This window comes from Stenotrophomonas sp. YJH_SMC_79 (assembly GCF_059367995.1).
The window spans coordinates 648,679-669,445 of sequence record NZ_JCAFRK010000002.1; the positions used below are offsets into that span (position 1 = coordinate 648,679).

21 protein-coding genes are annotated in these 20,767 nt (G+C 66.1%); 12 read left to right on the forward strand and 9 right to left on the reverse strand.

Features of this window, described 5'->3' with window-relative positions:
• The first annotated feature begins 9 nt into the window (after nt 1–9).
• On the forward strand, nt 10–609 hold the full coding sequence (locus tag AC5P57_RS09770; protein WP_049429107.1) for an NfuA family Fe-S biogenesis protein: 600 nt from the start codon (nt 10–12) through the stop codon (nt 607–609).
• Between the two features lie 10 nt (nt 610–619).
• Nucleotides 620–2,389, forward strand: a complete 1,770-nt coding sequence (locus AC5P57_RS09775) for a hypothetical protein (RefSeq protein ID WP_495219559.1) — start codon at nt 620–622, stop codon at nt 2,387–2,389.
• A gap of 141 nt (nt 2,390–2,530) precedes the next feature.
• On the opposite strand, the gene AC5P57_RS09780 is transcribed toward AC5P57_RS09775, so the two are convergent.
• Together AC5P57_RS09780 and AC5P57_RS09785 are read right to left on the reverse strand one after the other, a co-directional pair.
• Entirely contained in the window at nt 2,531–2,944 is a 414-nt protein-coding gene (locus AC5P57_RS09780; RefSeq protein WP_142806369.1) for a barstar family protein, read from the reverse strand.
• The gene (locus tag AC5P57_RS09785) at nt 2,944–3,396 is read right to left on the reverse strand and encodes a guanyl-specific ribonuclease (protein WP_142808067.1); all 453 of its coding nucleotides are present in this window, start codon (nt 3,394–3,396) and stop codon (nt 2,944–2,946) included. The genes AC5P57_RS09780 and AC5P57_RS09785 overlap by 1 nt, the downstream gene beginning before the upstream one ends.
• 221 nt (nt 3,397–3,617) lie before the next feature.
• Between AC5P57_RS09785 and AC5P57_RS09790 the strand changes: the two genes are divergently transcribed.
• Nucleotides 3,618–4,229 (forward strand): superoxide dismutase, encoded by a 612-nt coding sequence (locus AC5P57_RS09790; RefSeq protein WP_005410310.1) that lies wholly within the window; start codon nt 3,618–3,620, stop codon nt 4,227–4,229.
• Nucleotides 4,230–4,319: 90 nt separating this feature from the next.
• Here the strand turns inward: AC5P57_RS09790 and AC5P57_RS09795 are convergent, their stop codons facing one another.
• The gene (locus tag AC5P57_RS09795; RefSeq protein ID WP_262234834.1) at nt 4,320–5,168 is read right to left on the reverse strand and encodes an endonuclease/exonuclease/phosphatase family protein; all 849 of its coding nucleotides are present in this window, start codon (nt 5,166–5,168) and stop codon (nt 4,320–4,322) included.
• A 162-nt stretch (nt 5,169–5,330) separates the two neighbouring features.
• Here AC5P57_RS09795 and AC5P57_RS09800 point away from each other — a divergent pair, with 162 nt between their 5' ends.
• A complete protein-coding gene (locus AC5P57_RS09800) occupies nt 5,331–6,896 on the forward strand; it encodes a POT-type proton-dependent oligopeptide transporter (protein WP_142806367.1) in 1,566 nt (521 codons plus the stop codon).
• A gap of 7 nt (nt 6,897–6,903) precedes the next feature.
• Nucleotides 6,904–7,530 (forward strand): rhomboid family intramembrane serine protease, encoded by a 627-nt coding sequence (locus tag AC5P57_RS09805; protein ID WP_057500143.1) that lies wholly within the window; start codon nt 6,904–6,906, stop codon nt 7,528–7,530.
• 43 nt (nt 7,531–7,573) lie between these two features.
• Here AC5P57_RS09805 and AC5P57_RS09810 read toward each other — a convergent pair whose 3' ends face one another.
• Nucleotides 7,574–7,735, reverse strand: coding sequence for a hypothetical protein (locus AC5P57_RS09810; RefSeq protein WP_165929939.1), 162 nt, complete (start codon nt 7,733–7,735; stop codon nt 7,574–7,576).
• Nucleotides 7,736–7,944: 209 nt separating this feature from the next.
• On the opposite strand from AC5P57_RS09810, the gene AC5P57_RS09815 reads away from it, so the two are divergent.
• Genes AC5P57_RS09815 through cfa form a run of 3 tightly spaced genes read left to right on the forward strand, consistent with a single transcriptional unit; the run spans nt 7,945 to nt 10,301 of the window.
• The gene (locus AC5P57_RS09815; protein ID WP_006455911.1) at nt 7,945–8,247 is read left to right on the forward strand and encodes a GNAT family N-acetyltransferase; all 303 of its coding nucleotides are present in this window, start codon (nt 7,945–7,947) and stop codon (nt 8,245–8,247) included.
• Between the two features lie 37 nt (nt 8,248–8,284).
• On the forward strand, nt 8,285–9,166 hold the full coding sequence (locus tag AC5P57_RS09820) for a DUF3298 and DUF4163 domain-containing protein (RefSeq protein WP_262234836.1): 882 nt from the start codon (nt 8,285–8,287) through the stop codon (nt 9,164–9,166).
• A 19-nt stretch (nt 9,167–9,185) separates the two neighbouring features.
• Entirely contained in the window at nt 9,186–10,301 is a 1,116-nt protein-coding gene (gene cfa, locus AC5P57_RS09825; protein ID WP_142806365.1) for a cyclopropane fatty acyl phospholipid synthase, read from the forward strand.
• Between the two features lie 203 nt (nt 10,302–10,504).
• Here cfa and AC5P57_RS09830 read toward each other — a convergent pair whose 3' ends face one another.
• Nucleotides 10,505–12,673 carry a M3 family metallopeptidase gene (locus tag AC5P57_RS09830; protein ID WP_099551816.1) on the reverse strand — a complete coding sequence of 723 codons (2,169 nt, stop codon included), beginning with the start codon at nt 12,671–12,673 and terminating at the stop codon, nt 10,505–10,507.
• A 175-nt stretch (nt 12,674–12,848) separates the two neighbouring features.
• On the opposite strand from AC5P57_RS09830, the gene AC5P57_RS09835 reads away from it, so the two are divergent.
• Nucleotides 12,849–13,328 (forward strand): glutathione peroxidase, encoded by a 480-nt coding sequence (locus tag AC5P57_RS09835; RefSeq protein WP_142806364.1) that lies wholly within the window; start codon nt 12,849–12,851, stop codon nt 13,326–13,328.
• Nucleotides 13,329–13,407: 79 nt separating this feature from the next.
• Here the strand turns inward: AC5P57_RS09835 and AC5P57_RS09840 are convergent, their stop codons facing one another.
• The 4 genes from AC5P57_RS09840 to AC5P57_RS09855 form a co-directional block, all read right to left on the reverse strand.
• Entirely contained in the window at nt 13,408–14,187 is a 780-nt protein-coding gene (locus tag AC5P57_RS09840) for a ferredoxin--NADP reductase (RefSeq protein ID WP_046984352.1), read from the reverse strand.
• A gap of 80 nt (nt 14,188–14,267) precedes the next feature.
• Nucleotides 14,268–16,145 (reverse strand): ABC transporter ATP-binding protein, encoded by a 1,878-nt coding sequence (locus tag AC5P57_RS09845; RefSeq protein WP_262234839.1) that lies wholly within the window; start codon nt 16,143–16,145, stop codon nt 14,268–14,270.
• A 367-nt stretch (nt 16,146–16,512) separates the two neighbouring features.
• The gene (locus tag AC5P57_RS09850; protein WP_108765615.1) at nt 16,513–16,962 is read right to left on the reverse strand and encodes a carboxymuconolactone decarboxylase family protein; all 450 of its coding nucleotides are present in this window, start codon (nt 16,960–16,962) and stop codon (nt 16,513–16,515) included.
• 36 nt (nt 16,963–16,998) lie between these two features.
• The gene (locus AC5P57_RS09855; protein ID WP_262234843.1) at nt 16,999–17,895 is read right to left on the reverse strand and encodes an RNA polymerase sigma-70 factor; all 897 of its coding nucleotides are present in this window, start codon (nt 17,893–17,895) and stop codon (nt 16,999–17,001) included.
• 155 nt (nt 17,896–18,050) lie between these two features.
• Between AC5P57_RS09855 and AC5P57_RS09860 the strand changes: the two genes are divergently transcribed.
• The 3 genes from AC5P57_RS09860 (at nt 18,051) to AC5P57_RS09870 (ending at nt 20,722) form a co-directional block, all read left to right on the forward strand.
• The gene (locus AC5P57_RS09860) at nt 18,051–19,568 is read left to right on the forward strand and encodes a fumarate hydratase (protein WP_142806360.1); all 1,518 of its coding nucleotides are present in this window, start codon (nt 18,051–18,053) and stop codon (nt 19,566–19,568) included.
• 121 nt (nt 19,569–19,689) lie between these two features.
• Nucleotides 19,690–20,028: a hypothetical protein gene (locus AC5P57_RS09865; protein WP_099551812.1), complete on the forward strand. Its 339-nt coding sequence runs from the start codon at nt 19,690–19,692 to the stop codon at nt 20,026–20,028.
• A gap of 58 nt (nt 20,029–20,086) precedes the next feature.
• Nucleotides 20,087–20,722: a glutathione S-transferase family protein gene (locus AC5P57_RS09870; RefSeq protein ID WP_262234844.1), complete on the forward strand. Its 636-nt coding sequence runs from the start codon at nt 20,087–20,089 to the stop codon at nt 20,720–20,722.
• Nucleotides 20,723–20,767: the final 45 nt, after the last annotated feature.

The window sequence follows — 20,767 nt, forward strand, 5'->3', positions numbered from 1 at the left end:
AATAGCCTGATGATCCAGATCTCCGACACTGCCCAGACCCATTTCCGCAAGCTGATCGAACGCGAGGGCGTGCCCGGCATGGGCGTGCGCCTCAGTGCGGTCGATCCTGGCACTCCGCGCGCCGACGCCCGGCTGGAGTTCGCCGAGCCGGCCGACCTGCTCGGTGACGAGTGGGCGGTGGACTGCGATGGCTTCACCCTGTATGTCGACGCCAGCAGCGTCGGCTGGCTCGATGGCGCCGAGATCGACATCGTCGCCGGCAGTGCCGGTACCCAGCAGCTGACCATCAAGGCGCCGCGCATCAAGGGCGAAGCACCCGGCGATGCCGCCTCGCTGGTCGAGCGCGTGCACTGGGTGGTGGAGAACGAAATCAATCCGCAGCTGGCCTCGCATGGCGGCAAGGTGGCCGTGCAGGAAGTCTCGGCCGAAGGCGTGGTGCTGCTGCGCTTCGGTGGTGGCTGCCAGGGCTGCGGCATGGCCGACGTGACCCTCAAGCAGGGCATTGAAAAGACCCTGATGGGCCGCGTGCCGGGCGTGACCGCCGTGCGCGACGCAACCGACCACGACAGTGGCCACGCGCCGTACATCCCTCGCGGCAACGCCGCCTGACCGCTGACGCGTGCCTCTGACCCGGGCCGAGCAATTCATCGACCTGCTGCTGGCCCGCCAGCAGCCCAGGGCCGTCCTCGAGAAAACCACGCGCCTGCCGTATGGCTGGGCGTTGTGGCTGCGCTCGCTCGGTCCGTTGCCGCGGCCGCTGCACGCCAGCGAGTTGATCGCGGTGCTGCTGCCGCGTCCGCTGCCAGGTCCGCCCGGGCAGTTGCCCCCGTTGTCGCCCTGGCAAGCGCTGCGCCGTCTGTTCTGGCAGGACTGGGATGCTGCGCCGCGCGACCAGCGCTGGATGCGCTGGATCTCGGCATTGGCCAGTGCGCTGCTGCATCTGCTGTTCTTCATGCTGCTGCTATGGGTGGCAGTGATCCGCACCACGGCACCGGAAGAAGAAGGTGCCGAGGGCGAGCGCGTGCAGGTGGAGTTCGTCGGTCGCGCCACCCAGGAGGGCGGCGGCGATCAGCCAGGTGCCGACGCGGCGGCTGCACCGCCGGGCCAGGTTGCAGCTGGCCAGAACGCAGGGACCGCAACGGCGCCTGAGCCGCGTCCGGCGTCCGCGTCGGCAGCTGCATCCGCTCCCGCTCCCGCTCCGGCTGCAACGGCCAGCGTGCCACTGCCGCCCGCCGAATCCGAGCCGGCGCCGGTCGCGGCACCGCCACCGTCACCGGTGCAGGCCACCGAAGTAGCTGAGGCCAGTACGGATTTCGTGGTGCCGCCGGTCAGCGTGCCGCGCACCGAGGTCAGCATCGTGCCGCGTGACACCACACCCGCGGTGCGCGAGCGCAGCGTGCAGCCGGTGCAGGCGCCGCCAACCCGAACCGCACTGCGTGCGCCGGAGATCGCGGTGCGGACGCCGCAGTTGCGTGACATCCCGGTGCAGGAGCGCGAAGTCAGTACGGTCGATGCACCGACGGTGTCGCAGCCGCTGCGCACGGCCGATGTACAGGTCCGTGTGCCGCAGCGCGACGTGCAGGTGCGCGAGCGCGAAGTGCAGGCCGTGGTCGATCCGCAGGTACGGATGGCTGCCGTGGCCGGGCGTGAGCCGACCGTGCGTGCGCCGGCGGGCCGTGACCTGCAGGTGCGGGAGCGCGAAGTCGCGTTGGCACCTGCGGCGGCTTCTTCAACGTCCAGCGGCAGCGCGCCAGAGGCGACGGCGACGCCTGCGGCCAGCAGCAGTGCGAGCCAGGCCAACAGCAGCACGCCACGGCCTTCCGCCTCCAGCACGACACCGGCCCAGGCCGGCGCGCGTCCGGCTCCCAACCCGGGCAACTGGGCTACGCCCGCCAAGGGCGACGACTGGGGCGCGTCGAGCCGCAACCACGACGGCGTCAACAAGGGCGCAAGCCAGGCCAGTGCCGCCGGCAAGGGCAATGGCCTGTTCAATGCCGATGGCAGTGTGCGCGTGCCGGGGCAGGAGGGTGACGGGCACGCCGAGCGTGGTGCCCCCGGCGGCGCCAACGATGGCTGGAGCAAGGAGCGCATCGCGCAGTCCGGCACCTGGTTGAAGCGGCCGCCGTACGACTACACGCCGACCTCGTTCGACAAGTACTGGGTGCCGCAGGAATCACTGCTGGCCGAATGGGTGCGCAAGGGCATCAAGTCGATGGAGATTCCGTTGCCGGGCACCGGTACGAAGATCTCCTGTGTGATCTCGATCCTGCAGGCCGGTGGTGGCTGTGGCCTCACCAATCCGAACATGCAGGACCAGCCGGCCGTGGCACGGCCGCCGCCGGACATTCCGTTCAAGAAAGAGCTGCAGGAAGATAACGGCAGCCGCTAGGCAAGGCGCGCGCCCCACGCTGGCCGGCTCGCGCTTGGGTAGGTGCCAACCTTGGTTGGCACAAAAGCGCCGACCAAGGTCGGCATCTACCAAGGCACCAGCGCATGCCGACCTGGGTCGGCATCCACCAGGGCAGCGACCTCACGCGCTCTGCGACAGGAACACCCAGAACGGCACATCGCGGCCGACCCAGTCGCGGCTGGCTTCATCCATCACATCCAGCAGGGTGTCGAAGTCCTTCTGGGTGGCGGCACGCAGTGCATCCACGTCGGCCAGGAACAGCGCGTAGCCGTTGGCCGGCAGCCATTGCAGGTCTCGCAGGTTGTCCGACAGCGCATCCCAGTTGCCGCCGAAGCCCGCCGGAAAATCCAGCTGCGCCGCCAGCCGCGCCAGCAGGGTGCGCTTGTCGGCCACGCTTTCCAGATCGATGCGGATCACCTTCAGCCCGGCATCGCGCATCGCGGCGGCCAATGCGCTGATGTCGTCGCTGTCGATGGCGTAGACGCCAGCGTTGTTGATGTCATGCAGGCCGAGGCCGAAATCGTCATGGCTCATCACTGCGCTCCCTGGGCCGGTACGGTGAAGCTGCGGAATGATTCGTAGTGGTCGTCGGTGTAGTACCACGCCTCGGCCGGATCACCGCCGGTGACGATGCGGCGCGCGCCACGGGTGCGTGCGCCGGGGGTGTCCACGGTGTATTCGCGGTAGTAGCCACGCGGGCGCTGCGGCAGCTGCTGTTCGCGGTTGCCGAAGGTGCTGCCGTCCTGGCGGTGCGGGAACGGCCCGCCGCGCTGGATCAGGGCGATCGTCTGCCGGGCTTCGGCGGGCAGGAAGGCGGGCAGGCCGTGGTCATTGCCTGCACCGGGTGCGGCCGACGCACGCGCGGCGGGTGTGCCCTGCAGGTCCGGTGCGAACTGCGGCGCCGGTGGACGCTGCATGAAATGGTTGACGACCAGGCCGAGCAGCAGCAGGGCGATGGCGGTGAGCAGCAGCCGGGGGTTGCGCATGGGCAGGGGGCGGGCAGAGGTGGTGGCAGGCACTGTAGCGCTCCTGCGCTGCACGGTGCATGAGGAGCGTGGTGCGTCACCGGTGCGTAACAATTGCCGTCGTGCTCACTGGCAGGACGCAATTTCCTTTACATCCCCCTTGGTAATCTGGTGGTCTGTCCCCATCATTCACCGCGCAACGCCCGACACCGTCGGGTGCCCTCGCAATCAGGAGATGCATCATGGCCTACACCCTGCCCAAGCTGTCCTACGCCTACGACGCGCTGGAACCGCATATCGATGCGGCGACGATGGAAATCCATCACACCAAGCATCACCAGACCTACATCAACAACGTCAACGCGGCGCTGGAAGGCACCGAGTACGCTGACCTGCCGGTCGAAGAGCTGGTGAAGAAGCTCAAGTCGCTGCCGGAGAACCTGCAGGGCCCGGTGCGCAACAACGGTGGCGGCCATGCCAACCACTCGCTGTTCTGGACCGTGATGGCTCCGAATGCGGGCGGCAACCCGGTGGGCGACGTGGCCAAGGCCATCGACAAGGACCTGGGCGGCTTCGACAAGTTCAAGGACGCCTTCACCAAGGCAGCGCTGACCCGTTTCGGCAGCGGCTGGGCGTGGCTGAGCGTGACCCCGGACAAGAAGGTCGTGGTCGAGAGCACCGGCAACCAGGACAGCCCGCTGATGGAAGGCAACACCCCCATCCTCGGCCTGGACGTGTGGGAACACGCGTACTACCTGAAGTACCAGAACCGCCGTCCGGAATACATCGGCGCGTTCTTCAACGTCATCGACTGGAACGAAGTCGAGCGCCGTTACCAGGAAGCGATCGCCTGATCCGCGTCACTGGATGAACAGAAAAGGCCGGGGGCAACCCCGGCCTTTTTGTTTTCCGCATTGGTAGTGCCGGCCAGCGGCCGGCACTACTTATTCGGTTGTAGCCGGCACACCCTGCAACCGCAGCGTGGCCATCACGCCCAGGCGCAGGCCGGGCAGGTCGCCGTCGGCCGGCAGCAGGATCGGCTGCTGGCGGATACCGCCGAAGTGCTTGACCTGGAACAGCACGTCCAGGCCGTGACCACTGGCGCCACCGCCGCTGGCCGCAGGCGGCTCCGGGCGACCGCCAGGATTGCGCCGGGCCGGCTGGAAGCCAGGGGTACTGCGTACCAGTTCCACGGTGTTGGCGGAGAAATCGCCGGCGATCAGGCTGGGCATGCCCTCGGCGGTGGCGCCGATCCAGGTCATCAGGTCGCTGGTCTGATGCTGGCGGGCGGTGGCCTCGTCCGGGTCCGGGCGCAGCCGTGCCACATAGATGTTGACCAGTGCCTCGCCCAGCTTCAGCCGCATCATGCCGGCGGCGCTGAAGGTGCCGGGTGGGTGCAGCAGGGTCACGCCGTCCTCGCTGACCGGCAGCCGGGTCAGCATCGCGTTGCCATGCCGCAACGGCTGGCTGGGCGGGTCGGCGGTAACGAAGTCGCAGCTGTAGCGCAGTCGGCTGGCCAGCCAGCAGGCCGGGTTGCGGCCCTGCTGCTGCAGCACCTGCTGCACCGAGATCACGTCTGGCTGCAGATCGGTCAGCAACTGTGCGACCTGCTCGCGGCGCAACTTCCACTGCGCATCATCGCGGCTGGGCAGCTCCAGCGCGGCCACGGTCAGCTGGCGGGGCTCGCTTTCGCTGGCCGTCGTGGTCGGTGCCTGTGGCCGCGCCTGTGCCTGCAGCGCCATCAGCAGCACTAGGCAACTGAGCAGGAGACGGGCGTAGGCGAGGGGGCGCATAACGATAAGTTTACGCTTTTGTCGTGCAGGTGCCGTGACTTCCGGCACGGCCAACACTGCCTGCCATGGATTGGCACCGTTGTCATGCAGCCCTGCAGCGTGCTTCGCAAGCCCTGCTTCCGGTAACCTTGCGCCTTTCGCTTTGCAGGATTGCCTTACAGGATGAGCCACGACGCAGTTGCCCCCATCGCCGGCCAGGGAAAGATGCCGCGCCAGATCCCGTACATCATCGGCAATGAGGCCTGCGAGCGGTTCAGTTTCTACGGGATGCGCAACATCCTGGTGCAGTTCCTGATCACCTCGCTGCTGCTGCAGGAAATCACTGCAGAGGGCCGTGCCGGTGAAGCCAAGGACATCATGCACAGCTTCATGATCGGCGTGTACTTCTTCCCGCTGCTCGGTGGCTGGCTGGCCGACAGGTTCTTTGGCAAGTACCACACCATCCTCTGGTTCAGCCTGGTCTACTGCGCCGGCCACCTGTGCCTGGCGTTGTTCGAGAACAGCCGCGAGGGCTTCTTCCTCGGCCTGGGCCTGATCGCGCTCGGTGCCGGTGGCATCAAGCCGCTGGTGGCCTCGTTCATGGGCGACCAGTTCGACCAGAGCAACAAGCACCTGGCCAAGATCGTTTTCGACGCCTTTTACTGGATCATCAACTTCGGCTCGCTGTTCGCCTCGCTGCTGATCCCGCTGGCGCTGAAGAACTGGGGCCCACAGTGGGCGTTCGGTATTCCTGGCATCCTGATGTTCGTGGCCACCTTCGTGTTCTGGCTGGGCCGCAAGCGCTACGTGCTGGTGCCGCTGCCGCCGAAGGATCCGCATTCGTTCGCCAACGTGGTGCGTACCGCGCTGACCGCGCGCGTGGCAGGCCAGGGCCGTCCGGGCCTGGTGATCGCCGCGCTCGGCCTGGTGCTGGCAGTGGCCTCGTTCGGCCTGGTCGGCTCGCTGGGCATCGTCATCTGCCTGTGCCTGGCGCTGGTGTCGATCCTGGCGGGCATCGGCGGTGGCACCTGGCTGCAGCTCGATCGCGCCCGTGGCCAGCATCCGGCCGAAGCCGTGGAAGGTGTGCGCTCGGTGCTGCGCGTACTGGTGATCTTCGCGCTGACCACGCCGTTCTTCTCGCTGTTCGACCAGAAGGCCTCGACCTGGGTCCTGCAGGGCCAGCAGATGCAGATGCCGAGCTGGTTCACCGCCTCGCAGATGCAGGCATTGAACCCGCTGCTGGTGATGATCCTGATTCCGTTCAACAACCTGGTGCTGTACCCGGCCCTGCGCCGCTTCGGCTTCGAGCCGACCGCGCTGCGCCGGATGACCGCCGGCATCGCCTTCAGCGGCCTGGCCTGGATCGTGGTAGGCGGCATCCAGGTGGTGATGGACGGCGGCAACGCCATGTCGATCTTCTGGCAGATGCTGCCGTACGCGCTGCTGACCTTCGGTGAGGTACTGGTCTCGGCCACCGGCCTGGAGTTCGCCTACAGCCAGGCGCCGCAGGCGATGAAGGGCGTGGTGATGAGCTTCTGGAACCTGACCACCACCATCGGCAACCTGTGGGTGCTGCTGTCCAACGCTGCCGTGCGCAACGACGCGGTGACCCACAAGATCGCCAGTACGGGCCTGAGCGAAGCGGCATTCCTGATGTTCTTCTTCGCCGGTTTCGCCTTCGTCGCGGCGTTGGCCTTCGGTTGGTATGCGAAACGCTATCGTATGGTCGACAACTACCGTAGCGCCTGAGCCTGACATGACCCCCGTCAATCTGCTGTTGATCGCCATCACCGCCATCCTGTCGTGGATGGCGTTCAACAACCGCAAGCTGGCCGATCGCCTGATCCTGTGGCCGCCGGCCATCGACCGTCACCGCCAGTACGACCGGCTGGTGACCTATGGCTTCATCCACGCCGACTGGTCGCACCTGATCTTCAACATGATCACCCTGTTCTTCTTCGGGGGATTCATCGAGAGCGTTATGGTGCAGCTGACCGGCAGCTACCTGACCTACCCGGCGTTCTACATCGGTGCGCTGCTGGTCTCGATCCTGCCCAGCTACCTGAAGAACCAGAAGAACCCGAACTACCTCAGCCTGGGTGCGTCCGGGGCGGTGTCGGCGGTGCTGTTCGCCTTCATCCTGATCAAGCCGTGGTCGATCATCCTGGTGTTCTTCATCCCGGCGCCTGCGATTGTCTATGCCGCGTTCTACGTGGGCTACAGCATCTGGATGGACAAGCGCGGTGGTGATCGCATCAACCACAGCGCGCACCTGGCCGGTGCAGCGTTCGGCGTGATCTTCATGCTGGCCATGCAGCCGAGCATCTTCAACCACTTCCTGCGCGAGCTTTCCAACCCGACCTTCCGCCTCGGCGGCGGTTGAAACAGGCGACGGGGCGGATCGGTACCGATCCGCCCCGGCTGTTTCAGAGCGTGGGCTGCTGGCCGTAGGTATCCAGCAGGCGGGCGAACACTTCTTCGCCGATGCGCTGGAAATCCTGGTCCTGGGTCTGCCCTTCCACCGCCAGTTGCAGCAGGCCCTCCAGCAGGGCGCGGTCGGTATCTGAATGGGAATCGCTGGGGTGCATCGGAGCCTCCGCGGTGGTGCGCATGATCAACGGTCGCAAGGGTCGTGCCAGCCTGGCTGTACCCCTCCACAGGCGATAGCGGCCGCCAGCGCTCCAGCTTGAGGGTCGCAATCTGACGTGAATGGATCGGACTTGCCCCTGTTCAGGCTTCACGCGATCATGTCGCCCGGCTGCGCACCATCCACGCAGTCGCCGCAGGAGACAGTTCCATGGCTTCGGTCACGCCCCCCGGTCTGGCCTACGAGGTCGAACACGACCTGGCCAACCATCGCTTCACCGCCCGTGTGCGCGGACAGCTGGCGGTGCTGGATTACCAGATCAAGCGCAGGCGCATGGTCATCACGCATACCGAGGTCCCCGAGCCGATCGCCGGCCGTGGCATCGCCGGTGAGCTGACCCGTGTGGCGCTGCGTTTTGCCCGTGAGCAGAAGTACAAGGTGGTGCCGGCGTGTTCCTACGCAGAGGCCTTCCTGCAGCGGCATGAGGAGTACCACGACCTGCTCGTTGGCTGAATGCCAGCGGGCCACGCTTCAGCCATGGCAGGCGATGATGTACAAACATGAACAGGGGATCCCGATGAAGATTGGAAACAACCGGCCATTGCACGGCAGCGTGCTGGCCGGCGTGGTGGGCGTGCTGTTGCTGGCCGGTTGCCAGCGTGAAAGCGAGCCGGCACCGGCGACCGACGCGGCCCCCGCCGCCGAGGCCACCGCCGCAGGCGAAACGCCGGCCACGGAAGCGCCGCTGGACCTGCGCGATGTGATCGAGAACAACGAGCGCGAAGTGGTGGGCATCAGCTACCCGGCCGGCATCGACCGTTACCCGGGCCTGGCGCGCGCGCTGCAGGACTATGCCACCAGCGCGCGCAGCGACCTGCAGCAGGCGCTGGACGGGCTTGGCAACGACAAGCCGACCATGCCTTACGAGCTGTCGCTGAGTTTCGAGAAACTGCTGGAAACACCGCAGCTGGTGGTAGTCAGTGCCGATGGCAGCCGTTACACCGGTGGCGCCCACGGTGAACCGCTGGTCGCGCGCTTCGTATGGCTGCCGGTGCAGCAGCAGATGCTCAGTGCCGACAAGCTGGTGGCCGATGCGAAGGGCTGGAAGGCGATCAGTGATTTCGTCGCCGACCAGCTGCGCGAACGCGTGGCCACCCGCCTCAGTGGCGAGGACATGGACCCGGCCCAGCTGCAGGAATCGCTGCGCAACGCATCGCGCATGATCGCCGACGGTACCGGCCCGCAGGCCGACAATTTCAGCCAGTTCCAGCCGCTGACCGACGACAAGGGGCAGGTCACCGCGCTGCGCTTTGTTTTCCCGCCGTACCAGGTGGGTCCATACTCGGACGGCACCCAGACCGCCGATGTTCCGGCGGCGGTGTTGTTGCCGCACGTGGCCAAGGACTACGTGGAGCTGTTCGCACGCGGTTGACCGCAGTCGAGGAGGTGGCGTGGATACAGGGTTGCAGGAGCGGGTCGCCGGCCTGCTGCAGGAAGCCGGGGTCCGCCTCGGCGGTACCCAGCCACAGGACATCCAGGTGCATGACCCGCGCTTCTTCGCGCGGGTCATGGGCCACGGTTCGCTGGGTCTCGGCGAGAGCTACATGGAGGGTTGGTGGGATGCCAACGTCCTCGATGAATTCCTTGTCCACCTGATGCAGGCGCACCTGGACGAACGGGTGCACGGCTGGCGCGAAGTGGCCGATGCGCTGAAGGCGCGCCTGTTCAACCTGCAGGTGGGGCAGGGCAGCTACGAAGTCGGTCGCCGCCACTATGACCTCGGCAATGATCTCTACCAAGCAATGCTCGGCCAGCGGCTGGTGTACAGCTGCGGCTACTGGCGCAATGCCGGTGATCTGGATGCAGCGCAGGAAGCCAAACTGGACCTGGTCTGCCGCAAGCTGGGCCTGCGCCCGGGCCAGCGCGTGCTGGACATCGGTTGTGGTTGGGGCGAAGCACTGAAGTTTGCCGCCGAACGCTACGGTGTCAGCGGTGTCGGCGTGACGATTTCGCAGGAGCAGGCCGGGTTCGCGCGTGAACTGTGCGCGGGCCTGCCGATCGAGATCCGCCTGCAGGACTATCGCGAACTGGATGAGCCGTTCGATGCGATCTTCTCGATCGGCATGTTCGAGCATGTCGGCGACAAGAACTACGCGAGTTTCTTCGAGGTGGCCCGGCGCTGCCTGTCGCCGCGCGGGTTGCTGCTGCTGCACACCATCGGCACCAACATCTCGCGGCATCGCACCGATCCCTGGATCGCGCGCTACATCTTCCCCAATTCGATGCTGCCGTCGGCGGTGCAGATCAGCAAGGCATTCGAAGGACGTTTCGTGCTGGAGGATTGGCACAACTTCGGCACCGACTACGACCTGACCCTGCAAGCCTGGCGGCGCAACGTGGAAGCGGCGTGGCCACGGCTGGACGCGGGTTACGACGAGCATTTCCGCCGCATGTGGCGTTTCTACCTGGCCGGGTCGATGGCGACCTTCCGCACCCGGCATGCGCAGTTGTGGCAGCTGGTGCTGTCGCCGGAAGGCGTGTCGGGTGGGTATGTGGCGCCGCGTTGATCTGGAGGATCATCCACGCATGGCGTGGATCTACTGGAGTGCGTCATGTGTGGATCGATGATGCCGGGGTTCGTGGCGCGAATGGATCGTGCCGACCAACGGTCGGCACCCACCAGTAGATCCACGCCATGCGTGGATGGCCCAACGAAAAAAAACCGCCCGGTCTCCCGGGCGGTTTTCGTTTCAGGCTATCGCGCGGGCGATCAGTTGCCGGCGCCGGTCAGGCCACGCTTTTCCAGCAGCGGTTCGATCTGCGGCTCATGGCCGGCGAAATCGCGGAACAGCTGCATGGCATCCACGCTGCCGCCCTTGGACAGCAGGGTGGCACGGAAGTGGTCGCCGTTCTTGCGGCTCAGGCCACCGTTGTCCTTGAACCACTTCTGGGTGTTGGCGTCGAGCACTTCCGACCAGATGTAGGCGTAGTAGCCGGCCGAGTAGCCGCCCATGATGTGGCTGAAGTACGGGGTCTTGTAGCGCGGCGGAACCGGCGCGTAGTAGATGCCGTCCTTCTCCAGCGCAGCGCGCTCGAAGGCCATCACGTCCTTGGCAGCCGGCACCTGGTCGGCGCCGATCTGGTGCCAGCGCTGATCAAGCATGGCTGCACCCAGGTACTCGGTGGTAGCGAAGCCCTGGTTGAACTTGGCCGCCGCCAGCACCTTGTCCAGCAGTGCCTGCGGCATCGCCGAACCATTCTGGTAGTGCTTGGCGTAGTTCTTCAGGATGACCGGGTTGTCCGACCACATCTCGTTGACCTGCGAGGGGAATTCGACGAAGTCACGCGGCACCGAGGTGCCCGAGAAGTACGGGTACTTCACGTTGGAGAACATGCCGTGCAGGGCGTGACCGAACTCGTGGAAGGTGGTGTTCACCTCATCCCAGGTCAGCAGGGTCGGCTGGCCGGCCGGCGGCTTCGGGATGTTCAGGTGGTTGGCGACCACCGGCTTGAAGCCGGTCAGCTTGGACTGCGAGACGTAGGAGTTCATCCACGCACCACCGCGCTTGGAGGCGCGTGCATACGGGTCGAAGATGAAGATCGCCAGCTGGCTGCCGTCGGCGTCGAACACGTCGTAGACGGTGACGTCATCGTGGTAGACCGGCAGGTCGGTGCGCTGCTTGAAGGTCAGGCCGAATTCCTGGCCCGCGGCGTAGAACACGCCGTTCTCCAGCACGTTCTTCATTTCGAAGTACGGCTTCAGCTGCGACTCGTCGAAGTTGTACTTTGCCTGGCGCACCTTCTCGCTGTAGAAGGCCCAGTCCCACGGTTCCAGCTGGAAGGTCGGCTTGCGCGCGGCCTTCTGTTCCTTGTCGATCATCGCCTGCAGGTCGGCGGCTTCGCGCTTGGCGTTGGCCACGGCGGCCGGGGCCAGCTTGCCCAGCATCGCGTTGACCGCTTCCGGGGTCTTGGCGGTCTGGTTGGTCAGGTTGTAGGCGGCGAAGTTCGGGAAGCCCATCAGCTTGGCCTTGTCGGCACGCAGCTGCATGATGCGCGAGACCAGCGCGGTGTTGTCGAACTCACCGCCGCGGCTGCCACGGCTGACCGACGCTTCGTAGATCTTCTGGCGCAGGGCGCGGTTGGCCAGGTTGGTCAGCGGCGGCTGGCCGGTGGTGTTGAGCAGGGTAATCACATACTTGCCGTCCTGGCCGCGGGCCTTGGCGGCTTCGGCGGCGGCGGCGATCTGCTCCTTGGACAGGCCGTCCAGTTCCTTGACGTCGTCGACGGTGATCGCCGAAGCGTTCACTTCCGACTGCACGTTCTGGCTGAACCTGGTACCCAGGTTGGCCAGCTCGGCGTTCATCTCCTTCAGCTTGGCCTTGTCGGCCTCGGACAGCTTGGCGCCTGCGCGCACGTAGTTGTCGTAGTACTTCTCGACCAGGCGCACGCCTTCCGCGTCCAGGCCCAGCTGGCTGCGGGTGTCATACAGTGCCTGGATGCGCGCGAACAGCTTGCCGTTCAGCGCGATCGCATCGCTGTGCGCGGCGAACTTCGCCGAGTAGTCGGCCTGCAGCTTCTTGCGGGTGTCGTTGGTGTCGGCACCGACCAGGCTGAAGAACACGGTGGTTGCGCGGTCGAGGATGTCACCGCTCTTTTCGAGGGCGATGATGGTGTTGTCGAAGGTCGGCTTGGCCTTGTTGTTGGCGATCGCTTCCACTTCCTTCAGCTGCTGCGCCATGCCGGCGTCGAAGGCCGGGGCGAAGTCGCTGTCCTTGATCTTGTCGAACTGCGGGAAGTGCAGCGGCAGCGGGCTTTCGGCGAAGAACGGATTGGCCTGCTGGGCATTGGTGCTGGCAGCCGGGGTGGCGGCGCCGGCCGAGAAGGCGGGCAGGGCAAGGCCGAGGGACATGGCCACGGCAAGGGCAAGGCGAGTGGTCAAGGTAGGAACTCCGGTAAGGCAAACAAGGGCCCGAGGGTAACCCGGCTGGCCGCGCCCGCACTTGTGTCAAAAGGCATGCTGGCAATGCCGACGGCGGTAGAGCCACCCCATGGGTGGCTGCCGGGTACGTGGCTACCCCGGTACCATGCCGGTATCATCTCCCCGGGCCACCTCCATGACCACCGCCTACGATTTCAGCTTCAACGACCTGGACGGCCAGCCGCAGGCCTTGGAGCAGTACCGCGGCAAGGCGCTGGTGCTGGTCAACGTGGCCAGCAAGTGCGGCTTCACCCCGCAGTACACCGGGCTGGAGCAGCTGTGGCAGGAGTATCGCGAGCGTGGCCTGGTGGTGATCGGCTTCCCGTGCAACCAGTTCGGTGCGCAGGAGCCCGGTGACGCCACGCAGATCCGCCAGTTCTGTTCGCTGGATTATCCGGTCAGCTTCCCGCTGTCGGAGAAGATCGAGGTCAACGGCGAGGGGGCTGATCCGTTGTGGGCCTGGCTGTCACGCGAGAAGCGCGGCCTGCTTGGCAGCGCCCGCATCAAGTGGAATTTCAGCAAGTTCCTGGTCGATCGCCAGGGGCGGGTGGTGTCGCGGCATGCGCCCACCACCAAGCCAGAGCAGCTGCGCGACGAGATCGAAGCGCTGCTGTGAGGTCGTGCCAAAAAGGAGACGGAGGGGATTAAGTCGTTTGTGCCACAAACGACTTAATCCCCTCCGTCCCCTTTTTGGATCATTTCTCGACGAACGCGCGCTCGAACACGTAGTGGCCCGGCTGGCCGATGCGCGGCGAGACCTGGAAGCCGCGCGCATCAAGCACGCTGCGCAGGTCGGCCAGCATCTGCGGGCTGCCGCAGATCATCGCGCGGTCGTTTTCCGGGCTCAGCTCCGGCAGGCCGAGGGTGCGCTGCATCTCGCCGCTCTCCATCAGCTGGGTCAGGCGGCCCTGGTTGGCGAACGGCTCACGGGTGACCGCCGGGTAGTACAGCAGCTTGTCGCCGATCATCTCGCCCAGGAACTCATGCTCGCGCAGTTCCTTCTCGAAGTAATCGCGGTAGGCCAGGTCCTTTTCGTAGCGCACGCCGTGGCACAGGATCACCTTCTCGAAGCGCTCGTAGGTTTCCGGGTCCTTGATCACCGACAGCCACGGTGCCATGCCGGTGCCGGTGCCCAGCAGGTACAGGTTCTTGCCCGGGTGCAGGTCGCTGATCAGCAGGGTGCCGGTGGGCTTCTTGCCGACCAGCACCTTGTCGCCCGGCTTGATGTGCTGCAGGCGCGAGGTCAGCGGGCCGTCCTGCACCTTGATGCTGAAGAACTCCAGGTGCTCTTCCCAGTTGGCGCTGGCAATGGAATAGGCGCGCAGCAGCGGCCGCGCCTCGGTTTCCAGGCCAATCATCACGAACTGGCCGTTCTCGAAGCGGAAGCCGCTGTCGCGGGTGAGGGTGAAGCTGAAGTAGGCGTCGGTCCAGTGGCGGACCTCAAGCACCGTTTCGGCGCCGAAAGCGGAGGACATGGGCGTATCTATCGAAAGTCGTCGGGGGTGATTCTATCTCAAATGAGACAGGTTCTCATTAGGCGGAACGAGAGGCGTTCTCAGCGGTAACCCGCTGCCTGCAGCTCGAACAGCTCGGCGTACCGCCCTCCCTGGGCCATCAGCTGTTCGTGGGTGCCGCTGGCCTCGATCCGGCCATCGGCCAGCACCAGGATGCGATCGGCCATGCGTACCGAAGAGAAACGGTGGGAAATCAACACTGCCGTACGATTATCCGCCAGCTCCCTGAACCGCTGGAACACCTCGAACTCACTACGCGCATCCAGCGCTGCTGTTGGCTCATCCAGGATCATTACCTGCGCATTGCGCATCCAGGCGCGGGCGATGGCGATCTTCTGCCATTGGCCGCCGGACAGGTCCACGCCCTGCTTGAAGCGGCGGCCGATCAGCTGGTCGTAGCCGCCGGGCAGGGCATCGATCACTTCCTCGGCCATGCCACGCCGCGCGGCGTCGGTGATGCGTGCCTGGTCGTCCATCGCCTCGACCTGGCCGACGCCGATGTTCTCGCCGGCGCTGAGGTTGTAGCGCACGAAGTCCTGGAAGATCACCCCGAGGTTGGCGCGCAGGTCGTCCAGGTCGTAGTCGCGCAGGTCGCGGCCATCGAGCAGGATGCGGCCCTCGTCCGGTTCGTACAGCCGCGCCAGCAGTTTCACCAGGGTGGTCTTGCCCGCTCCGTTCTCGCCGACCAGGGCCAGCACTTCGCCGGCCTGCAGCTGGAAATCGAGGTGGCGCACCGCCCATTGCTCGGCATCCGGGTAACGGAAACCGACATTCTCGAACACGAAGCCCTGCTGGATCGGCTGCGGCACGCGAACGGCCCCTTCGCGCGAGTGGATTTCCGGCTCGATCTGGAAGAACGAGAACAGGTCATCCAGGTACAGCGCCTGGCTGGCCACCTGCGAAAAGCCGATCAGCAGGCCTTCCAGCAGCTGGCGCAGGCGCAGGAAGCTGCCAGCAAGGAAGGTCAGGTCGCCGATCGAGAAATCGCCGCGCACCGTGCGCCAGGCGATGTAGGCGTAGGCGGTGTAGTAGCCCAGCGTGCCCAGCGCGGCCAGCAGCGTGCCCCAGAACGCGCGGCGCCGGGCCAGTGCACGGTTGGCCTGGAACAGCGCCACCGACAGCCGCCGGTAACGCTCCACCAGGAAACGGTGCAGGTTGTAGATCTTTACTTCCTTGGCTGTTTCCACGCTGGCGCCGAGCTGGCGCAGGTAGTCGAGCTGGCGGCGCTCGGGCGTCCACTGGAAGTTGAGGCTGTAGCCGGCCGCGTTGAAGTGCGATTCGCCGATGAAGGCCGGCACCAGTGCCAGCGCCAGCAGCAGGATCAGCCACGGCGCGTAGACCAGCAGGCCGACGGCAAGGCTGGCCACGGTGATCGCGTCCTGCACCTGGCCGAACAGCTGGCTCATCAGGTTCATCCGGCCCATGGTCTGGCGCCGCGCACGGTCCAGCTTGTCCTGCAGGTCCGGGTCTTCGAAGTCCTCCAGATCCAGCGTCGCCGCGTGCTCCATCAGCCGGATGCTGGTGACGTTGGCGAACAGCTCCGAGAGCAGGGCATCGGCGTAGCTGACCAGGCGGCCCAGCAGGTCCGAGGCGATGGCCAGGCCGAACTCCAGCGCCAGCAGGCCAAGCAGCGGATTGAGCACGCCGCTGGACAGTGCCTCGCCCAGCGGCGGGAAGCCCGCATCGTGCTGGCTCAGGTGCAGCGCGCTGTCGATGATCAGCTTGCCGACGTAGAGCATCGCCACCGGCAGCAGCGCACGGATCAGGCGCAGCCCCAGGCTGGCCAGGGTAAGCGCGGGGCTGGTCTGCCAGACCATGCGCAGGAACGGTGGCAGGTTGCGCATCGCCCTGAAGCGCTGGCGCAGGCTGGGTTTCTTCGCGGCGGCAGCGGCAGCGGCAGCGGTGGGGGTAGCAGGCATGCGCGTATTGTGCGCGCCTGATACGTGCAGATGGGGTCAGTGCAGCCGTGTGGCCGGCATCGGGGTCAGATCCCTTTGCGAAGCGAAGGGATCCGGCCCTCCTGCATCCACGCATGGCGTGGATCTACCGTGTCGACCAAGGTCGACACCTACCAACAGCAGTAGAAGTCTGTCGAGGGCGGGGTGGGTCCGGTTGCGGGAGTGTCAGCCGCATGGATGCGGCTGCCAAGCCCCCAAGGACGGGTTTACGGCGTCTCCCGTAACCGGATCCACCTCGTCATCCCTCAGGAAACCAGCTTCTGACGTTGCTGTTGTTTCGGCTGTTGCCTCTGCGGGGGCCGGGCGGCAGCCCGGCCGGACCCTCCTTTTACGGCAGCGGCGGCAGCAGGCCCGCGCCCAGCCGGTTCCAGGCATTGATCACCGCAATGCCCATGCTCAGGTCACTGATGCCCTTTTCATCGAAATGCGGTGCCAGTGCGTCGAACGCCGCCTGCGACGGCGCACCGTCGGTCAAGCGGGTCAGCGCCTCGGCCCAGCCCAGTGCAGCACGTTCGCGTGCATCGAAGAAGCGGCTTTCGTGCCACGCGGGCAGGGTGTCCAGCTTGCGCGGCTCGATCCCGCCCTTGCGCAGCGCGGTGCCGTGCATGTCCATGCAGTAGCCGCAGCCATTGAGCTGTGACACACGCAGGAACAGCAGTTCCATCAGGGTTGGATCGATCGAGCTGTCATGCACCGCCTTGCTGGTGGCCAGCAGGCCCTTGAACGCATCGGCGGCCAGGCGGGTGTAGGGAACGCGGGGAGAGGCATGGTCGGACATCTTCAGCTCCACGGCGGCCACGGTGGCCGCCTTTCACTACAAGGACGCCGCGCCGTTCCCGTTCGTGACAATCTGCGGCAGCTTTTCCGGATTCAGCACGCTGTACACATTGGCAATTCGGCCATCGACCACCTCGATGGTGGTGACCGAGTGCAGGCGGTCGCCGATGAAACGCAGAATCGCCGGCTCGCCGTTGACGTAGCCCAACTGCGCCGGATGTGCCGCGCCGCGGCGGGCGATGGCCCAGAACAGGCGGCCGATACGCTCGGCGCCCAGCAGCGGGCGCACCGCTGCGGTGACCACGCCGCCGCCGTCGGACACCAGTAGCGCATTGGTGTGCAGCAGGGCCTGGATCGCCTCGCTGTCGCCGCGCTGCGAGGCGTCCATGAAGCGCGCCAGCAGCTGCCGGTGCTGGCTGGCATCGGCGTTGAAGCGCGGTCGTCCGGCCTGCAGGCGCTGCCGCGCACGGTGCACCAGCTGCCGGCAGTTGGCCTCGCTGTGGCCGATCAGGTCGGCAATCTCGCGATAGTCGTGGTCGAAGGCCTCCTTCAGCAGGAAGGCGGCGCGTTCTTCGGGGCCGAGTTGTTCGAGCAGGGTCAGGAAAGCCACCGAGACATCGTCGGCCAGCGCATGCAGCTGCGCCGGGCCGGGCGCCGGGTCGGGCTCCAGGGTGACCGCCAGCGGCTCGGCCAGCCACGGGCCGACGTAGTGCACGCGCTCGCGCTGGGCCGCGCGCAGCCGGTCCAGGCCGAGCCGGGTGGTGGTGGTGACCAGCCAGGCCTCCGGATCGCGCACGCTGGCCGGATCGGCGCCGGACCAGCGCAGCCAGGCGTCCTGGACCACGTCTTCGGCGTCGGCGCGGCTGCCGAGCAGGCGGTAGGCCAGCGCCATCAGGCGCGGGCGGTGGATCTGGAAGGCGGTTTCTGAGTTCATGTCGACCAGGACGCCGAAGAGGGGGCAAGCGTGACAGGGAGGATGGGGTCAGAGCCCCGTGCAGGGGATCCGACCCCATGATTGTGATCCTGCGGCCGGGGGAGGGGGTAAAATGGGCGGATTACCCCCGCCAGCCTCGAGCAAGCGAGCAAGCCGTGACATCGATCAAGCAGGAAGACCTCATCCAGTCCATCGCCGACGCGCTGCAGTACATCTCGTACTACCACCCGGTCGACTACATCAAGAACCTCGCCGCCGCCTACGAGCGCGAGGAGTCGCCGGCCGCGAAGGAAGCGATGGCCCAGATCCTGATCAATTCGCGGATGTGCGCCGAAGGCCACCGTCCGATCTGCCAGGACACCGGCATCGTCACCGTGTTCCTGGAAATCGGCATGGACGTGCGTTGGGACGACGCCACCATGGGCGTGGAAGACATGGCCAATGAAGGCGTGCGCCGCGCCTACATGCACCCGGACAACAAGCTGCGCGCCTCGGTGCTGGCCGATCCGGCCGGCAAGCGCATCAACACCAAGGACAACACCCCGGGCGTGGTCAACGTCAAGGTGGTGCCGGGCAACACCGTCGACGTCATCGTCGCTGCCAAGGGCGGTGGTTCCGAAGCCAAGACCAAGTTCGCCATGCTCAACCCGTCCGACTCCATCGTCGACTGGGTGCTGAAGACCGTGCCGACCATGGGCGCCGGCTGGTGCCCGCCGGGCATGCTTGGCATCGGCATCGGTGGCACCGCCGAGAAGGCGATGCTGCTGGCCAAGGAAGCGCTGATGGAGCCGATCGACATCACCGAGCTGCAGGCCCGCGGTGCGTCCAACCGCATCGAAGAGCTGCGCCTGGAGCTGTACGAGAAGGTCAACGCGCTGGGCATCGGCGCGCAGGGCCTGGGCGGCCTGACCACCGTGCTCGACATCAAGATCAACGATTATCCGACCCACGCGGCGAACCTGCCGGTGGCGATGATCCCGAACTGCGCGGCCACCCGCCATGCGCACTTCACCCTGGATGGCAGCGGCCCGGTGATGCTGGACCCGCCGTCGCTGGAAGACTGGCCGAAGCTGACCTATGACGCGTCCAAGGGCACCCGCGTGGACCTGGACACGATCACCCCCGAAGACGTGGCCAATTGGAAGCCGGGCCAGACCCTGCTGCTCAACGGCAAGCTGCTGACCGGCCGCGACGCCGCGCACAAGCGCATGGTCGACATGCTCAACAAGGGCGAGGAACTGCCGGTCGACCTCAAGGGTCGTTTCATCTACTACGTGGGCCCGGTCGATCCGGTGCGCGACGAAGTGGTGGGCCCGGCCGGCCCGACCACCGCCACCCGCATGGACAAGTTCACCGAGCAGGTGCTGGCACAGACCGGCCTGCTGGGCATGGTCGGCAAGGCCGAGCGCGGCCCGGCCGCCATCGAGGCGATCAAGAAGCACAAGTCGGCCTACCTGATGGCCGTGGGCGGTTCGGCCTACCTGGTGTCCAAGGCGATCAAGGCGGCCAAGGTCGTCGGCTTCGCCGACCTGGGCATGGAAGCGATCTACGAGTTCACCGTGCAGGACATGCCGGTGACGGTGGCGGTGGATTCCGCCGGCGAATCGGTGCACAAGACCGGCCCGCGTGAATGGCAGGCCCGCATCGGCAAGATTCCGGTGGTGGTGGAGTAAGCATTCCACCCCGGACCAGGCAACGGCGCCGTGTGGCGCCGTTGTTGTGTGGGCAGAAAGATTAACGCTCCTGTAGCTGTTGCTCTGCTACGGTCGGCGCACTACCGCACAGGACGTGTCCATGGCCCTGCATCGATTCATCGTGGTAGGGGTGCTGCTGGCCCTGGCCGGCTGCAGCACCCCAGCGTCGTACGAAGGCGCGGACTTCCCCGCATCGGCGCAATGCCGCGTGCAGTGCCAGGCCGGCTATCGCAGCTGCATGGCGCAGAATGATTCCCTCGGCAGCCGCCAGAGCAATTGCGAGCAGCAGGTGGTGCCGGCGCCGGACAAGCGCTGCAAGGACGTGGACAACCCGGACCTGCGCCGTGCCTGCGAACTGAAGACGCATGACTGCACGATGCGCGCGCCGATGATGTCCTGTGGCGAACGCCGGGATTCCTGCATGAGCAGCTGCGGCTGAGCAACGATCGCACGCGTAAGCGCATAATCGGCTGATCTACCTGCACAGGATCTTCCGCATGGGCACCACGCTGTATGGTTCGACCAGTACCGCCGCCCTGGTCGTGCACTGGCTGCTGATCGAGCTGGGCATCGAACACGAACTGGTGCTGCTGGATTTCGACGCGCGCGAGCACAAGTCGGCGGAGTACCTGGCACTGAATCCGGCCGGTGTGGTGCCGACGTTGATGATCGATGGCCTGGTACTGACCGAAGCGGCGGCGATCGCCTTGTACCTGGCCGATCGCCATCCGGAATCCAACCTGCTGCCAGCACTGGGCACGCCGCAGCGCGCCGATGCCTACCGCTGGATGTTCTGGTGCGCCAATACGCTGCAGCCGGCCTACCGTGCCTGGTTCTATCCGAACGAGGTGGCAGGCGAGGCGAACGTCGAGGCCAGCCGCGAGATGGCACGTCAGCGCCTTGAAGCGGCCTGGCAGCATGTCGCCACGCACCTGCAGTCACATGGTCCGTACCTGCTGGGCGCCACGCCCCGCGTGGTCGATTACATGCTGGTGATGCTGATGCGCTGGTCGCGCAACATGCCCAGGCCCAGCGACACCTGGCCGGTACTGAAGGCGCATGCCTCGTCGATGAAGGCGCGCCCGGCGTTCGCCGAGGTGTACCGCCGCGAAGGCATCACCGACTGGCGGTAATCTGTTCTGTAGCCGAGCCACGCTCGGCTGCTGTTCGCGTGCAGT

What these genes read in the sequence shown, in the direction of transcription:
- AC5P57_RS09770 (WP_049429107.1), top strand. Translation starts at nt 10, where the DNA reads ATGATCCAGATCTCCGACACTGCCCAGACCCATTTCCGCAAGCTGATC.
- AC5P57_RS09780 (WP_142806369.1), bottom strand. Translation starts at nt 2,944, where the DNA reads ATGAGCCATGACGATTTCGGCCTCGGCCTGCATGACATCAACAACGCT.
- AC5P57_RS09785 (WP_142808067.1), bottom strand. Translation starts at nt 3,396, where the DNA reads ATGCGCAACCCCCGGCTGCTGCTCACCGCCATCGCCCTGCTGCTGCTC.
- AC5P57_RS09790 (WP_005410310.1), top strand. Translation starts at nt 3,618, where the DNA reads ATGGCCTACACCCTGCCCAAGCTGTCCTACGCCTACGACGCGCTGGAA.
- AC5P57_RS09795 (WP_262234834.1), bottom strand. Translation starts at nt 5,168, where the DNA reads ATGCGCCCCCTCGCCTACGCCCGTCTCCTGCTCAGTTGCCTAGTGCTG.
- AC5P57_RS09800 (WP_142806367.1), top strand. Translation starts at nt 5,331, where the DNA reads ATGAGCCACGACGCAGTTGCCCCCATCGCCGGCCAGGGAAAGATGCCG.
- AC5P57_RS09805 (WP_057500143.1), top strand. Translation starts at nt 6,904, where the DNA reads ATGACCCCCGTCAATCTGCTGTTGATCGCCATCACCGCCATCCTGTCG.
- AC5P57_RS09810 (WP_165929939.1), bottom strand. Translation starts at nt 7,735, where the DNA reads ATGCACCCCAGCGATTCCCATTCAGATACCGACCGCGCCCTGCTGGAG.
- AC5P57_RS09815 (WP_006455911.1), top strand. Translation starts at nt 7,945, where the DNA reads ATGGCTTCGGTCACGCCCCCCGGTCTGGCCTACGAGGTCGAACACGAC.
- AC5P57_RS09820 (WP_262234836.1), top strand. Translation starts at nt 8,285, where the DNA reads ATGTACAAACATGAACAGGGGATCCCGATGAAGATTGGAAACAACCGG.
- AC5P57_RS09835 (WP_142806364.1), top strand. Translation starts at nt 12,849, where the DNA reads ATGACCACCGCCTACGATTTCAGCTTCAACGACCTGGACGGCCAGCCG.
- AC5P57_RS09840 (WP_046984352.1), bottom strand. Translation starts at nt 14,187, where the DNA reads ATGTCCTCCGCTTTCGGCGCCGAAACGGTGCTTGAGGTCCGCCACTGG.
- AC5P57_RS09845 (WP_262234839.1), bottom strand. Translation starts at nt 16,145, where the DNA reads ATGCCTGCTACCCCCACCGCTGCCGCTGCCGCTGCCGCCGCGAAGAAA.
- AC5P57_RS09850 (WP_108765615.1), bottom strand. Translation starts at nt 16,962, where the DNA reads ATGTCCGACCATGCCTCTCCCCGCGTTCCCTACACCCGCCTGGCCGCC.
- AC5P57_RS09855 (WP_262234843.1), bottom strand. Translation starts at nt 17,895, where the DNA reads ATGAACTCAGAAACCGCCTTCCAGATCCACCGCCCGCGCCTGATGGCG.
- AC5P57_RS09865 (WP_099551812.1), top strand. Translation starts at nt 19,690, where the DNA reads ATGGCCCTGCATCGATTCATCGTGGTAGGGGTGCTGCTGGCCCTGGCC.
- AC5P57_RS09870 (WP_262234844.1), top strand. Translation starts at nt 20,087, where the DNA reads ATGGGCACCACGCTGTATGGTTCGACCAGTACCGCCGCCCTGGTCGTG.